Consider the following 14,077-nt stretch of genomic DNA (forward strand, 5'->3'; position numbering starts at 1 on the left):
TATACAGGCCACGCCATCTGATTGGACGTGGCTTGTTTGTTTAAAGCCGGTGAGAAGTAAAACCAGTAAATCTGACTCTTGCCTCTGTTGTCCGAAAGCCAAACCAACCTGATTTATAAGGTCGTACATCGGTATAATCTACAATCTTCCGACCATCAATGATATATTCAACATGTCCGTTTATACATCTGATTGTTATATTATACCAGTGATTTGGCTTTAAAAGATGTTCGGCATCTGTATATTCCGTTATAATATCCGGACGAACTTTACCACTTTCAAATTTCATGTAATCTCCATCATACCTGCGAAAACGGGTAGTTGTATTGCTATTCCCCCCATAACCGAGATAATACATATTCAGGCTATAGTATCTACCGAATACACCATTCCGCCAGCCGGCTCGTTCGAATATATTATCAGGAAACAGCGGATCATAAGCCATCCAAAAACAATTAAGGTCACTTAGCCTGTCCCGATCAGGATTCTCGAACATAACGCAAGCCGAGAATGAAATTTCAATATCTCCCTCCAGTTTTTCATTCCTCCATAATGTAAATCCCTTCTTGGCAACTATTTCAATCGTATCGTTCAGATGTTCGACTGTGTTTTCCTGAGCTTCTACAGTCCAATATGTATTAAAAAGTTCAGCTGAGAGTCCCGATTTGTCAGACATCCACTCTTTTGCTTCTGTTACCATGTCGAAATCGGGATGCGGAGGCTGATTATAACCTACATTCTGCCAGGCAATAGCCATCCGGTATTGATGATTATGCATCAGTGTAGGAAACTTATACGCCGCCGGTATTGTTGTCGAATATATTCTTAACTCTTCATTATCGGGAGTTCTCCATATAACCTCCTCCCTCCAATCACCCAGAATATCGCCCGACAGGCATGCGTTACCTTTGGTTCCATTATTAGAAATCACTCCTTGAGGAGAAAATAGAGTATCGGTAGTCATATTTATCCAGTTCCATTTGGTGATAGAAGTGTGGTCCAGGAGCTCCCTCAAAGGGTCAGCATCCCACCAAATCCCGAAATTGCACGAATTGGGTTTTTGTGGATAAATTTCTTCGCCCGAATTACTTCTGTATGTTCCACCGGGACCACCCCAGCATTCGGCTCCCGCATACCTGGGATCTATATCGGCAGCCATTCCCCTGCCCACATCTTCACCTAAAAATTTTTGCCATATAATCTCCCCCGTTTTACCATCGAACAAAGCTACTCCGGGTGTATTCAAAGACTTTGTTTTTTCTTCATTCTCATGTACACCAAAAACTTCGAGTCCCTTGCGTGAAGGAATGAGATCCCCCGCATGCAAGGCATCACCATGTCTCAATCCGGTTGTATATAATCCTTTTCCGTTATGATCTACCGTCATTGCCCCGATACATATTTCGTCCAGTCCGTCTTCATCAAAATCAGCAACTGTTACCGAGTGGTTTCCCATGCCCGAATATCCTTTCCATTGAGGCAAGGCACTATCGAATACCCACTTCGACACAAGCTTTCCGTTCCTATAATCCCAAGCTGCTAACACCGAGCGTCCATACCAGCCGCGTACCATCACTGCCGATGGAACATCCTTTTCGAGAAATGCCACACAGGCCGTAAATCGGTCGGATCGTCCTCCGGTAGAATCATTTCCGCCATTTCCGCCTATACCACCCCAGCCGTCCAAAGGATATCTGGTGGGGATGTATTCCTCCGTAGCTAATTGCTTCCCTGATAGTCCTTCGAAAACTGAAATATATTCGGGACCTTCGACTATTTTACCGAATACTTTAGATTTCGGATCCTTATTCCGCCAGTCTGCATCAGCGTTGCCAATTACCTTACCGATACCATCGATGGTTCCATCTGCTGTTTTACATATCAATTCGGATTTTCCATCCCCGTCGAAATCATAAACCAATAATTGGGTGTATGCTGCACCCGATCGAATATTCTTACCTACATTGATTCGCCATAAACGCCTTCCGCTGAGTTTATAAGCATCGATATAGGTATCTCCTGTAAAACCTGTTTGAGGAGGTCTTTTAGTATTGTCCGGTTCCCATTTCAGGATAATTTCGTACTCGCCGTCTCCATCAAGGTCACCTACAGTTACATCATTTGCCGTATATGTATATTTTTCTCCGTCAAAAGTGATTCCTCCTTCCGGTTTTTGCAAAGGGATGCTTAAATATGGAGCAAGATTGCTGCCGGCTGCAATTGCATAACTTGCAATGTTTTTACCTTTTGAGTCTTTTAATATCCATGTATTGTCTTTCCCGAAATCAACATTCCTGTAAACATAATCAGATGTACGACTAATCGGAGCTTGGTTTATTTTTACGGCCTTTTCCGTTCCGGATTGAATATACAGATCGAAACTGCAATCTTTTCTATCATCCGAAAATATCCGCCACCCGATATATACTTCATGATCGCTTGTCGGTACGACAAAAAGTCCTCGCCCCAATTTTTCCTGTTTATGCTGTGCGTATCCCTTATTTACATAGAGAAAACATAAAAAAAGGATCATTATATATAAAACAAAACTTCTTTTCATTGGTATTAAGTAATAATGTCAATCAGTAGTTAGATTGATTAAACGTTCTTTTAAATTATGCTTTCAAGTTCATCTATTTACTAACGCAGCCTCCCGGTATTGTTTTTCATTTTGCCTTGATGCAAAACGAAACAAAAGATCAAGACTGCATCTCCAACCCGAGGGTCACAGACCCTTTTATTAACAGGTACCCCGGTCTTCCGCCGATGTCGACAGCCTAACGGGGTCACAGCCCCATTTGTAGGCAGGCGCAAGCAAAGTTGTGCGTCAGCTAGGGCGCATACAGAGGTGAAGCCGTAATCTGACCAGTGAAACGGGCGTTTAAACTAAATGCTGTCTGAGCTCGCAGAGCGAGTTTTATTTAGTTTCGCCCGTGAACGTTGTCAGATAGGCAGAGTCTCGAAGCGCCAAAGACCTTTTGATTCCTTTTGGGGCTTTGGCCAAAAGGAATACAAGCAATCTTTGATTGCGCGTAGTAAAAAAAAACATTTTTGAAATACTGATTCGCATAATTATCAATTGAAAACTATTCATTTTTCATTTTCAAAAAGGTTACAAAAGTTACACTAAAATCAGTTATCAGACGTTATTTGCATAACTCTGGTACTCTGCGGCTGATTTTTGGAGCGACTCTTGATACTCCCTTTCTTCTTCCTCTTTCCATAATTGGTATTCCAGCTCTTCTTGTAAAATACGTTCTTTCTCCTTCAGTTCCGCAAGATTTTTTTTCTCTTTATTGCTGATGTCGCTTTCTTTGGATATTGCCATTTTCAGGGTCTTTTCATCCGGAGCATATTCTTTCACGGTTACTGTTTTTCCTGCCAGATACAATTCTCCGTATTCATCTAGGGCATATTTATAACGGGTTGTAGTAACTGTATGCCCTTGTTCTACTCTCTGCCTCAGTATCTGACGTGCTTTTTGTGCCAGACGTTCGTCTCTCTCCAGACGGGCATTCTCAACCATCTCCTCAAAATCGGGATATTTGATCATCCACTGATAAAATGTTTTACGGCTGATATTGTGTATCGAGCAGATTTCACCTAATGTATACTCATCTTGTTCTATTGCTTCTGCGATTTGTTTTCCCAGTTTTTCTGTGTATTTTGCCATAATTGAATGTATTTTTCATTATAGATAAAATTTCAGAAAACAGCAGAAAACTATATGTTATGATCTGCATCGCAAAATAAAAAAGAGGAACTCATCACCGAGCTCCCCTCTTCTACTAAAATCAAGATCACTCCGAGGCATGTTCATTTTTAGGGAGAAACCAATTAGCAGCCGTCAGGCTCGGAGCAGACTTTCCTGCAGCTTGAAATTTCTCTTGTAATATTTTATTCAGAAATCCGGTTCCATCTTCTCCGGTCTTATTTCTACGCATTGCCACACGTAAAAGTGTACCCCATCTGTTTCCCTCAAAGCCGCATTCCAACGCATTTTCCGAAACAATAGCATCTTCCATCCATTTTATAGAATCGGATTTAGTTTGCACCCAATCCGGTCTTTCTACATTTTTCAGGCTGGCTCGTCCTCTTATACCGTAATTCAAATACCATGGAGACCTGTACACATTATATGGACTGCTGTTGTTGCGGGCATCCAGATAAAACGGTTCAGGATAAGGTACAGAAGCCACATTGTCACTCAGCGGTTTGTATCCGGTGTATTGCACACCTTCTTTATCAGAACGTGCATTACCATCTGATTTTACCCAATCGTAATTCGTATTTATACCATTATTGACTATTGCATAAGCAATATCGGGATAGCCTGCCCGGTTGGCAGCTTCGGCATAACGAAGATGGAGCAATCCAGCCCGATATAAGAACCATTTTCCGTTTTTCGAATATTTGTCCGTTGCAAACTGATTATATAACAGATGAATTGTTTTATTATCATCCGTAGTCTGTCCATAATAATCATACAGATATTTAATCACAACGGGCTGACCGTTTACATATTCGAATGAAGACTCACGCCCACGCCCGTCGAATACGAAGTCATTGCTTTGCACCTGAGTTTCCCACATGCCATCGATAGCCCATGCCGAAGGTTTAAGATAATATTTACCTTCTCCCGTATTGGCAAACAGTTCGATCAAAGGATATGAAGGTGCAAATTTAGTATCGTAACTCATCATGGTTATCATTTCCCGTCTCAATTCGGTATCGGTCGAAGACCTCGAGAATATTTCTTTCCATTTATTACGGTACGCATTCAGGTCAGCACCTTTATAACGCTCATAACACACCTGAAAACGAGGTTCGTTCGAACCTGCCCAAACCCATCCATCCAGTTTATAAGCGAGATATTCCGATCCGCTGAATAGTTTTGTCTCCGACTCTTTCAGAAAGTTAGAGTATTGAGTAGCAGCCTGTACATAATCATCCGCCCAGAGATACAAATCTCCCAGCATCAGTTTTTTATTCAAGAAAAACATCCTCAGCAAATATCCGTCAGATGTTTGGCTGTATAATGGAGAGTCCATAGACAAATCCAATGTAGGAACAGCGTTCATACATTGGATCAGTTCCTGTACCAATTGATCGAACTGATATACCGGAAATTTATCGGTGGATAAATCCTGAACCGTCAAAAGCGGATCTGTAACATAATACACCTCACCGAAATGAGTAGCCATCTCCAGATACACCCAGCAACGGATTGTCATCACATCGGCATACCGGTAACTGTAATCTGCTTTAGTCATTTTATTTTCAGCGAGCATTTTATCAAAATTGCTCAGAGCATCGTTACAGTTTAATATCACTTCATAAAAAGGAGCAATCTCACACCATTTATTAGTACTAGTCGCCGTATGATTATTTATGGCAACCAGATCGGGAGTGGCATTGGTTGTTACATCCATCATATCGCCTCTGATTTCTTCGAGTACGACAACCCTGTCTACCAACCCCATAAATTTTGAATATATGCCCAGAATGGCATTATCCGCATCTGATGTGGTTTTATAATTATCATCAGGATTGATCGCGTTATTCTGGTCAGCATCAAGCATATCAGAACAAGACACCAAAGCTGTTGTCATAAACAAAACTATAAATACAGCTTTTATTGATTTATATAGTTTCAGCATATCTTTTATATTTATTTTTATTCTTAAATCTGTTATAAACCAATCTTCACACCGAACAATACAGAACGTGCAATCGGACTCATTCCCATATCAATACCATAATACAATGGATTTTGGCTCGCGCTGAATTCAGGATCATAACCTAAATATTTAGTAAATGTCAGCATGTTATTGCCGGTTACATAAGCCTGCAAAGTCTTTATAAACTTCTGTTTGATAGGGAAGTCATAAGACAGCGTTACAGTTTTCATCCTTAAATAAGACCCATCCTCAATCCAACGATCCGAAAAACGAGAGTTTTCCATCGGATCATTCCATACCGCACGGGGAGTATTGGTTATCTGCCCTTCGTGCGTCCAACGATTTAATACTGCTTTTGTCTGGTTGTCATATCCTTGCATCGACTCCAGATCCTGACGCAGAGCATTATAGATATCGTTTCCGACAGAATAAGTAAGAACTGCACTCAATGTGAATGATTTGTATTGCAAAGAAGTATTGATATTACCGAAGATATCAGGATTGGGATCTCCTATCACAACCATATCTTTCTCATCAATAATCTTATCCGAACTATTTACATTCACAAAACGTACATCGCCTGCTCCAAATGCAACTGATGACCCGTTGGCATTCAGTTTGCTCAATCCGGCAGATGCAGCCTCTTCGCTTGTCGCATAAACACCGTTTGTCTTATAGCCATAGAACTGTCCGATAGGTGCTCCGACTTTGGTTCTGACATATCCTCCGGCAATCTCTGTTATCTTATTATCGGTAGATAGCTCTGTTACTTTGTTTTTATAATGAGCGATATTTACCCCCAAGTCCCATTTTAAGTCCCGGTTATCTATAATACGACTATTAATGCCCAGCTCAAATCCGGTATTTTTCATTGCTCCGTCATTCTTTGCATACATACTTATACCGGCGGCACCTTGCAGCTGTTCCCACATAAGCATATCGGTGGTCTTGCTTGTGTAGACATCGGCACTCACACTCAAGCGATCGTTGAATAAACCGACATCCAATCCCGCATTTAGTTTTGTATTATTCTCCCATTTCAATTCGGGATTGGCTATATTTCCGCGTACAAAGCCATAGTATCCCAAAAAGTTTTGAGAATTATAATACGAACGGGCTGTATAATTACCTATATCGCTGTTTCCCGTACGGGTATATCCGAGTCTGAATTTCAGAAAACTGATTTTATCCACACCCGCCATAAAGTCTTCGGATGAGATCAGCCATGCTGCCGAAAGAGAAGGAAAAACCCCGAATACATTATCGAACATCTTTAAACCTGATGCTTCTTTTCCTATGCGTGACGAACCATCGATAGCCATATTAAACGATACTAAATATTTATTCTTGTATCCATAATCGGCATTCAGATAGTATGATAACCACTTCCAGTTATCTTCACTCCCGCTTTTCTGAGTCAGGTCTATATCGCCCTGCCCTATTGTCTGTAAGTTATCATTTGCCGAGTTATATGCTTTCACCTGATCAAACTCCGAATTATTTGTCTGATATCTTACTCCGGCTCTGGCTACCAAGTCATGATCGACATTAAACTTACGACTGTAATTGAATCGCAAATCGCCGTAATATTGAAGATAACGTCCTACCATAGATTGCATTTCGTTTCTGACCTCAGCCGTAGGAAGCATTTGATGATGCAGCCCGTTAGACGGAAGGAATATATTCTCCCGAACCTTATCGAAAGTCAAGCCAAAAATGGCATTGATCGAAAAATCTTTATTCAACTTGAATATCCCTTCGAGATTACCTAAGAAACGATAATTTTTACTTTTCTGGAAAGTCTGTTCATCGACCAAAGCCGATGGATTAGTAACTCCGAAAATATCAGCCTGTTCGAATTTCGGAGATTGTGCTCCCGTTTCATCATATACATTTGCTGCCATAAACGGAGACTTTATCAGACTGGCGTAAATAGGATTCAGATCCCGATTCAACCGCTCGTTCATCAAATCTTTTTCGGCATACGAAAAATTCATGTTTGCATTCAGCTTTATATTAGCCGACATATTCACCTGAGTATTGAACTGTGTATTATACCGCGAATATGTAGAATTTTTTACGATCCCATCTTGTCCGGTATATCCAACCGAAAGGGCGTATAGCGCAACATCATCTCCACCTTTTACAGATATACCAAGATTATTTGTCATACTGCTTTCAAAAACTTTACCCTGCCAGTCGGTATTATGATTATACCTGTAATAATCGGCATTACCAGATATCCCCCAATTCTCAACTACGGGTTTCTCCTGATTAATAAAAGGCAAAGCCTGTATTTCTGAGGCTGTATAAAGCCCGCTGCTTGATAACATTTCCGACAGATATGCTTTAGACTCCCAGCCATTGAGCATACGGTATTGGGTTTTAGGTGTCAGATTGATACCTGTATGCGCATAGAAATCAATTGATGTTGCCTGCGTTTTCGCTTTAGCCGTTGTTATCAGTATAACCCCATTTGCTCCGCGGCTGCCATAAATGGATGTATTATCTTTCAGTACAGTAATATTCTCTATATCTTTCAGATCCAAACCCGAAAGAGGAGTTGTCATATTACCATCAACTAAAGAAGTTCCTATTGAGGAGTTTTCGTACGGAATACCGTCAATGATAATCAAAGGTTGATTCGTTGCATTTAAGGAAGTAAATCCCCTAAGGAATAGATTTCCTCCGGCTCCGGGTGCACCCGATCTTGTCAAACTATTAAGGCCGGCTCCTTCATCCTGAAGAATACTCTCAACACCTACAGATCCCTTCTTATAGGAATTCTTCAAAGAAACAGGAGAAACCGATGCCGTAGACTGCCACAGATCAGCCGTACCGAATGGAGTATTTACTGTCCGGTTCAACTCTCTGAATGTATCATCATACAGGAACACGGTGATTTCTTTGCGACCCTTTACGGCAACTGTTTGTGTTGCATATCCCGGAATCTGAACCTGAATAAACGCCCCATCCACGGTTTTGGACAGATTGAACCGTCCTTCATCATCGGTAATAGATGATGATATCCCCGGAATGGATACTGCAGCTCCGGCTACAGGTTTCTTTGTTGCGGATTCTATCACAACTCCGGTGATTACACTTTCTTTCGTCTCCTTTTCCTGACCGAAGGCCAAAGCCGAAGCCGAAAATATAGCCAATGAAAGTATGTATTTCTTTATATATGTCATCATAGTTTAATAACAGATAGAATATTAATGATATATTTTTTATTCACAGTCACCCTGTTATTACTTTAGCATGCTAAGCAATAAGAAGGTCTGAGACCTTACTCAGCGGGAAGTTTAGGTACTAATAGAATATAGTCTAAAAACAGCATCCCCTGAGCACTGGTGGCATTCGTACGGGCTGTATTACACAACCACATTGTCAGTTTACCTGAAGCCGGTACGCTCATTATTCCCGAATCATCTTTCTCAATGGGCTTACTTATATACTGGGTTGTATTATTCACCAGATCCCATTTTCTCATTACGCGTTCTTTATGAATGCCTGCTGTATCCTGACTCACAAAAGCCACCTTATCTCCCAGATAATTATTTATTACACCATTGGCTGTACTGTATCCGAGTTCGGGTTCCCCGGGCATCGAAACAAACAATTTTTGTTCAAACCTGAATATATGGTTCGGATCTGAAAAATGCCAGTCGATATCATCGTATGCAACATAACGGATTTCATAATCCACTGAATTTACAGACGTTTGATATTTTATATGGAAGTTCTGCGTATTAGCCAAAGCTCCGTTATTGTCCCAGTAAAAGGTTTTGGATTGGGTGTAAGTAGAGTCCTGCCCCTTAGATCCGGTTACATGAATAACATCAGACTGCACAAAACGGCAATTCAACATGATATCCTTTTCGCCACTCGCCCATCTTTTGAATCTCACATATAAGTTAGATTTGGATGTGGAAGAAGAATAATTCTCACCTTCAATTCTAACAGGCTTGATCTTTTCTTTCAATAAGATATTGCTCTTCGAAATCACATATACCCGTCCGTTAGAAGCCTCATATGTAGCTTTGATATTCGCTCTGTTTATAGGGACCTTCACATCATCTACATTCAGTACCGTATCGACAGCAGTAAGGTCTACCACTTTATTTAAAGAAATTACCATATCCTGACAGACATTCTTTTTCGACAAAGGTTCTGTTAAAGAATCGACCTGCTGTTTGAAGTATGGCATATATTTATCTTTAAGAAAAGTAAAGCCATCGTCTTCAAGCAATACGTAAGTCACCAAAGAATCTTCATTATTGATCGGGTATTTTGTCAGAAACGGGTTCACATCCACCCATACAGTATCATATACAAGCTGTCCGTTTGCATCCACCCCTATCTGTACACTTTTATCGGTATCCATTACTTTAGTATTCATCCCTTCGAGATATTGAACCTGTTTGTAATCTTTATACTTCGATATGATATAATCAAACACATTCTCTTTTAGGTCAAACAGTTTATCGGTAACATGTACTACACCATTGCCGGCGGCCTGATCTGCCGATACGATTTTAGCTCCCTCCAAAGTCTGGGACGAAGCATCGAACCGGATATATTTGGTGTTTATCATTTTCAGTTTGCTGTGTATAGCCGCATCTGTTGATATACTTTTTCCATAAGCTATCTGATAAGCTATAATTTTACGCAATGCCGTTGTATTAGTGGTATCAATACCATCCCATGCCGAATTGCGAGGAGCAAAAACCGTAAAATTCGAAGCCTCCTCCAGTAATAAATCATATCCGGTCTTTTCGATTAAACGGGCAAAGACAGACAGATCGGGATTGCTTTTGATCTGCTCCAACAGATCAGACTTAGAGGTATCGTCCGTCCCTTTCACATGGTCGTCCCATTCGTTTTCGCTACAGGCTGTAAAGCCTGCAACAAAAACCAATATCAGTATATATATTATTCTGTAATTATTCATACGTATTTCTCTATTTGGGTCTCAGACCCTTTTGTTACTTATTATCTTGCATCATTATCGGCAGAACAACCCAAATTTGTGGGTGCAATATTCTCACAATCCGTACCTTTATAAATAGTATTTCCTTCTACGTCGAAACGAGGCCACAACTGATCGTTATCCACAGGTATAAATTGAACCATATCAAGCCACACATTAGATGCTTTAGCCTGATTGACTGATACAAATTTCAGCCAGTGACGACCGGTAGCTTCTACCACTATTGTTCCCATCAAGCGGGCATTCATTGTACTGTTGCGTTCCTTTGCCGTATAACGTTTCATTCCGGCAGCCAGTAACGATTCGGCTGCAGTTGCGGTATCAAAATATTCCGACAAGTCTACAATATTTGATAATGCCTGATCATCTTTGCCATCCTGTTCAAATACTCCTTTAATTTTATCTCCGTATCCGGCTCTTCTCCAACACAACCATACATTATAAGTACCTTCGGTGAGCAAAGGAGTTTGCATAGACATAGATGTTATACGATTGAAGTTTACCTGTAGATTATCATAGTAAGCATAAGCTGTTTTTGCATTATATGCAGCTTCGGTACAATATTGGATAGAGGTATATGCCGAATTTCGAATTTCGAATTTCATTTCGGAAAAATTATCTAATGGCATATCAATAGCCTGCGCCACTCCCTTTTTACGGAATTCTTTCAATTTCATAATTTCGGGTTGTTCGGCAAGATCCCAATATACAGCCATTGCAGGACGTACAACCGGTCCTACATAACCGCCCAAGTCTATCAAAACGCCATTATCGCAACTATAATCCGTGTATGTAGAAGATTTTAAAACAGGGACACCTTTTTCATAAATTCCGGCTGTTACATTTTTATATTCATTTACCAGAAGCGAATCATTGCTGTTTTTGAAAGTCAAAACCTGATTGGGGGCAGCAGTCTGTAATGCACTAAGCATACTCAAATCCGCCATATAATACAATCCGTTAAGGCAGTGATACGCTGCATACGTCCATAATAATGTTTTTTGAGAAGTTATCTCGGGCAGCTCCTTTGCCAGATATTTCAACAAATCGGCTTTAGAAGATATACCTGCTTGTTGGAAGCTGTTGTCGCTTTGCAGCAAAACAGTTCTCCAGACATCGGTCTTCGAAACGGAAAGAGAATCAATCCATCCAGTTTCTTTCATTATCGTTTTAAAAAGTGAATATGTCTCCGGAAGATTAGAAACTTCATCGGCCAGTGTCGATTGGTTGGGAGACAACACTTCATCTACTTTATTGATATACCCGTTGGCACAGCGTATGTCCTTAACTGTGATCACCCCTTGACGATTGACACGTATAGAAGCCGTTGTTCCGGAAGACTCGGTTGCGGTAGTCAGGTATTTTTTCAATAAGGTAGGGCTCGGCAAACGTCCGTCTACAAAATCACTCGTTTGCAAGGTGTCGTTCACAATGTGGAACTTAACCATATTTTCGAGTTCGGTATCCGAAAAATCTTTCCATGACGACTTACCCTTCTGCTTCGCATATGCGTCTATGGCATCGTTAGTAGGGATAAAGCAGGTATATGTACCATAGGCATGTATCATACCCCGAAATCCTGTTTTATCGACTATCTCAAGAAAAGTAGACATCGAAGGATCTTTTTGTGTTATATATTCATCTATCATGATATCATCCGATACCACGAAGGTTTTCCCGTCCAGATCATCGTTACAAGAAGAATGGCTCAGAACAATCACTATTAATGCCAATAGCGAAAAGAGTGATGTGAATATATTTTCCGGCTTTAAATATTTCGTTTTTTTCATGATATCTTATTTAGATGATGCATAAAATGGATTTTGCGTCAGATTCGGATTGGTTTCTACAACCGACTGCAATATAGGCCAGTAACAGAACCATTCGCTCTTGTATTTTACCAGAAGGCTGGTCAGTTTATCAGCTGGTGCAGCATTTATCGCTAATTGCTGTAAGTAAGAATAGTTGACTTCCGAGAAATTATCACGTTTCGCATGGCGCAGAGCATCATACCAACGTTTTCCTTCGAATGCAAATTCTCTGCCCCGCTCATCATAGATTAGTTTTTCGAGTAACAGCGGACTGATTTCAGTCTCATTATCGAAATTAGTTTCGGGAGTTTCTATTGCATTTGCTCTTTCTCTCACCTGCTTTACAAGAGCATAAGCATCCTTCAATTTTGTCTGATCATTATTTGTCTTTGACAGTTGAGTAAGTGCCTCAGCTTTCATCAATAAAACTTCGGGATAGCGGTAAACAATCCAATGAGGGAATGTCTGTCTTGTTCTCATTGCAGATGAACGATCAAGCCCTACCCATTTCCATATATAAGAACCTTTATAAGAAAAAGAGTTACCTCTTATATCATACACATCACGGTCATCGCCAGTATATTCAGGAAAAATCTCTTCCGATAGTATTTCCGAATTAGGAATTAATGCCGGACGTATCTGATTAAACCATAAATAGAATGGGTCTGTTAGAGTTTCATGAGTCTTAGGGAACTGTATTTCGAATATACTTTCTACAGAATTGCCGGTCACATATAGCTTATCGAACAACGAATTGACATCCGATTCACTCACATGATAGACACTATCGATGTTAGACCCGTTTATCACCTCGTATTTTGCTTTTGACACAGGTATAAGAGAAAATTGTCCCGAACCGATTATCTGAGTACAGAGATCAGAGCAAGCCTGATAGTTTTCCTGCCACAGATAAATATCCGCTAAAAGGGTTTTTGCAGACCATTGGGTCATCCGGCCTTTGTTCGAGTCATTGTCTTTATAAGTCAGAGGTAGATTATCAATAGCAGTTAGCAGCTGAGTCACCAGAGTCTCTAATATCTCATCACCTTCGGTTTTGGGAACATTATAGTCTTGCTTATCTGAAGAAGATGCTTTTTCTATAAATGGAACATCTTTAAAAGAACGTACCAAATAGAAGTACATCATCGCTCTGAGAGTAATAGCCTCACCCTCATATTGTTTAAGCAATTTATCGGAGAAAGAAGCATCCAGGGATTGTACAGCTGCGGCATTTTCCAGCACATCATTACATTGATTTATTGTTGTGTAAAGTGCACCCCAATCCAGTACTATCGCATTATCGGTACTTATTTCTCCTTTTATTATATTCGAAACGTTTGCATTGGCAGATGTTCCGGTAGTGGTAAGATCTGCTCTGAGCTCACCCCACATGTACAAATCCTTTATCAATGATTCATCCAACATCGATGAGTAACATCCTATCACAGCCGACTCTACATCTTCTTTATTCTTCCAGAATTTAGAATCCACAATTCCATCCACAGGTTCCAAATCGAGCCAGTCCGAGCAGGAAATCATAAATACGGAAATTGCGAGTATGGCAAATATCTTTTTTATCATAATATTATCTA

Annotated in this window: 7 protein-coding genes; all 7 read right to left on the bottom strand. The window is 40.4% G+C overall.

All coding sequences use genetic code 11. From position 1 onward, the window contains the following. Positions 1-40: 40 nt before the first annotated feature. On the bottom strand, positions 41-2,560 hold the full coding sequence (locus AABJ51_RS11175; RefSeq protein WP_491844608.1) for a rhamnogalacturonan lyase family protein: 2,520 nt from the start codon (positions 2,558-2,560) through the stop codon (positions 41-43). A 579-nt stretch (positions 2,561-3,139) separates the two neighbouring features. After that, complete coding sequence (locus AABJ51_RS11180; RefSeq protein WP_338372612.1) at positions 3,140-3,673, bottom strand: terminase small subunit-like protein; 534 nt, start codon at positions 3,671-3,673, stop codon at positions 3,140-3,142. Between the two features lie 127 nt (positions 3,674-3,800). Continuing rightward, positions 3,801-5,660: a RagB/SusD family nutrient uptake outer membrane protein gene (locus AABJ51_RS11185; protein ID WP_338372613.1), complete on the bottom strand. Its 1,860-nt coding sequence runs from the start codon at positions 5,658-5,660 to the stop codon at positions 3,801-3,803. Between the two features lie 32 nt (positions 5,661-5,692). Continuing rightward, on the bottom strand, positions 5,693-8,875 hold the full coding sequence (locus AABJ51_RS11190) for a SusC/RagA family TonB-linked outer membrane protein (RefSeq protein WP_338372615.1): 3,183 nt from the start codon (positions 8,873-8,875) through the stop codon (positions 5,693-5,695). A 95-nt stretch (positions 8,876-8,970) separates the two neighbouring features. Then, a complete protein-coding gene (locus AABJ51_RS11195; protein WP_338372617.1) occupies positions 8,971-10,635 on the bottom strand; it encodes a fasciclin domain-containing protein in 1,665 nt (554 codons plus the stop codon). Positions 10,636-10,676: 41 nt separating this feature from the next. Then, complete coding sequence (locus tag AABJ51_RS11200) at positions 10,677-12,464, bottom strand: fasciclin domain-containing protein (RefSeq protein ID WP_338372618.1); 1,788 nt, start codon at positions 12,462-12,464, stop codon at positions 10,677-10,679. A gap of 6 nt (positions 12,465-12,470) precedes the next feature. Continuing rightward, positions 12,471-14,066, bottom strand: a complete 1,596-nt coding sequence (locus AABJ51_RS11205) for a RagB/SusD family nutrient uptake outer membrane protein (protein WP_338372620.1) — start codon at positions 14,064-14,066, stop codon at positions 12,471-12,473. Positions 14,067-14,077: the final 11 nt, after the last annotated feature.

Origin of the sequence: Indolivaga capnocytophagoides, from assembly GCF_036511535.1 — a bacterium.
Lineage (GTDB): Bacteria > Bacteroidota > Bacteroidia > Bacteroidales > Dysgonomonadaceae > Dysgonomonas_A > Dysgonomonas_A capnocytophagoides.